General features: G+C 62.4%; 2 protein-coding genes and 1 pseudogene. All 3 read right to left on the bottom strand.

Features of this window, described 5'->3' with window-relative positions; genetic code table 11:
* A pseudogene (locus EN991_RS34175) lies at positions 1 to 280 on the bottom strand (SOS response-associated peptidase); the annotation flags it as partial.
* Between the two features lie 327 nt (positions 281 to 607).
* The gene (locus EN991_RS34180) at positions 608 to 1,090 is read right to left on the bottom strand and encodes a DUF2269 family protein (protein ID WP_127370388.1); all 483 of its coding nucleotides are present in this window, start codon (positions 1,088 to 1,090) and stop codon (positions 608 to 610) included.
* Positions 1,090 to 1,952, bottom strand: an 863-nt coding sequence (locus EN991_RS34185; protein WP_164769592.1) for an SDR family oxidoreductase, incomplete at its 5' end; no start/stop codon positions are given. The genes EN991_RS34180 and EN991_RS34185, both read right to left, overlap by 1 nt.

Below are 1,952 nucleotides of genomic sequence, written 5' to 3' on the forward strand. Positions count from 1 at the left end.
GAATAAGGCAGCGCTTGCTGTTGGAGACGTTCCGTCCTTCCGAGCGGAAGTTGAAGATCGGCCCGCCTTTGGGCCCGGAGGGCGGAAAGGCAAAGGTCATGCGCGTGAGTTCGATCGTGTCGCCGGCGGCGCGCATGATCGGGGCGGGATCACTGATGCGGATGTCATCCGCCTGCGGCAGATCCAGTTCGGTTTGATAAGTGGGAATGTCGAGCGCCAGCAATTGCATCATCCTGCAATATTCGGCCCAGGCGATATGCTGCTCATAGTCGTTGCACATGGCTGCCCACGCTTTCAGTCAGTTGATGACTTATAACAGATAACGCGGCTTGGCTGCGGCGCCACCATCCGGAGATTTTCCGCTATGCCCGAAATCTCGCAATCTGCTTGATGCATTTCGGGCGACGTGGATAGACGTGTCGTCGGCAATCAAAGTCCCGTCAGCCTCCGGCCACAGTGGTGCTCGGGCGATGGCCTGGAACCTGTGCAACCATTGCCACCCGGTATGTAGGAACGGAACGAGGCAGTCTGCGGCTGGCGCCCATCGCCTTCCATTTGGTAGGCGCAGCGATGTTGCAGACCGTGACGAGGGAGACGAAGTCCGGTGCTACAAGGCGAACCAATCGATCGAAGGTCGCGAAATCATCAGCCAGAAGATGGCGAGCACTGCCGCGAAGGCAGGAAAGCCAAAGGCGAACCAGAGCCGAAACAAGGTGTCATAGCGCTGTGGTAGAGGTTGCTTCTCTGCCGCGGCCTGCATAGCGAGATTGCGCATCTCGATCTGCATCCACACGACTGGAAGCCAGAACAGGCCGGTGATGAGGTAGAGCAGGATCGAAAGCACAATCCACCCCTCGGTCAGCGAATAGCCGGAATGCCAGGCGAGGAATGCACCGGTGACAGGTTGGGCGACGACGGCGGTTGCAGTGAAGATGAAATCGGCGATCACGACGATGCGTGCGACCGCCGCGATGGTCGCGGAATTTCCGGTCCGGTGAGCGAGCAGCATGAAGAAGGCGATGCCGGCGCCGGTGCCCAGCAGCACGGCCGCGCCGACGACATGCAGGAACTTGAGCATGAAGTAGGTCATCAGCGTTCCTCCAGGACCGCTAGCGCGACAAAATGCAGAACCAGGATCGGCAGGATCTTCAGGAATGGGCCGAGCGGCTCGTTCCACAGTTCTGGTCGCAGCATGGTCCCCGCGATCGCATAGAAAAGAGCCACCGCGATCGCCCCGAACAGCCCCAGCCGACTGGTCGGCCGCCAGGCGATCAACGCGCCGACCGCCATGTCAGCCAGCGCTCCGGCGATGACCGCCGGTTCCGCCAGCGGACCGATGGCCGTGCCGACCAGCAAGTCGACCCCGCGGCGCCAGCCGGTGGTCAGGGAAATGATGCCGGTCATGATCCAGAAGAAGGGCAGGACAGTAAAGATCGCCGGCTTGACGAAATAGAGACGGGCGAACCATCGCTCCTGCACCGTCGCGGGATTGAGCTTTAGCGCCGCTTCGAGGCTGGATGGTTGGATCCCTGTCGCTGTGATCCACGCCTGCGGGTCGCCGACAGCGCCCCGCACGATTTCCTTGGCCGCATTGCTGCGCATCGGCGGGCGCCAGCCGAGCAGAGCCGTCGCATCGCCGATCCGGTACAGGCTGGCCGCGACGCTTCCGGGCAGAGTGAACTCTCCAGCCGGTCTCGACCCGAGCCAGCGGCGGTAGAGGCCGACCACCTCGCTCATCGGAAGCGCTTCAGGTCCGGCAAGGTCAAGCGTGATGCGCGATGCGCTATCGCGCCGGAGAAAATGCAGGACAGTGGCGATCACGTCATCCAACTGTACGACCTGAAGCCGACCCGTGCTGGGCATCACCGGCAACAGTGGCAATGCGGCCAGTCCGCGAAACAGCGCACTGGCGCCGAACGCCGGCCGGCCCAGCACGACCGACGGGCGCAGGA

The organism is Mesorhizobium sp. M7A.F.Ca.US.005.03.2.1 (assembly GCF_003997795.1).
Lineage (GTDB): Bacteria > Pseudomonadota > Alphaproteobacteria > Rhizobiales > Rhizobiaceae > Mesorhizobium > Mesorhizobium ciceri.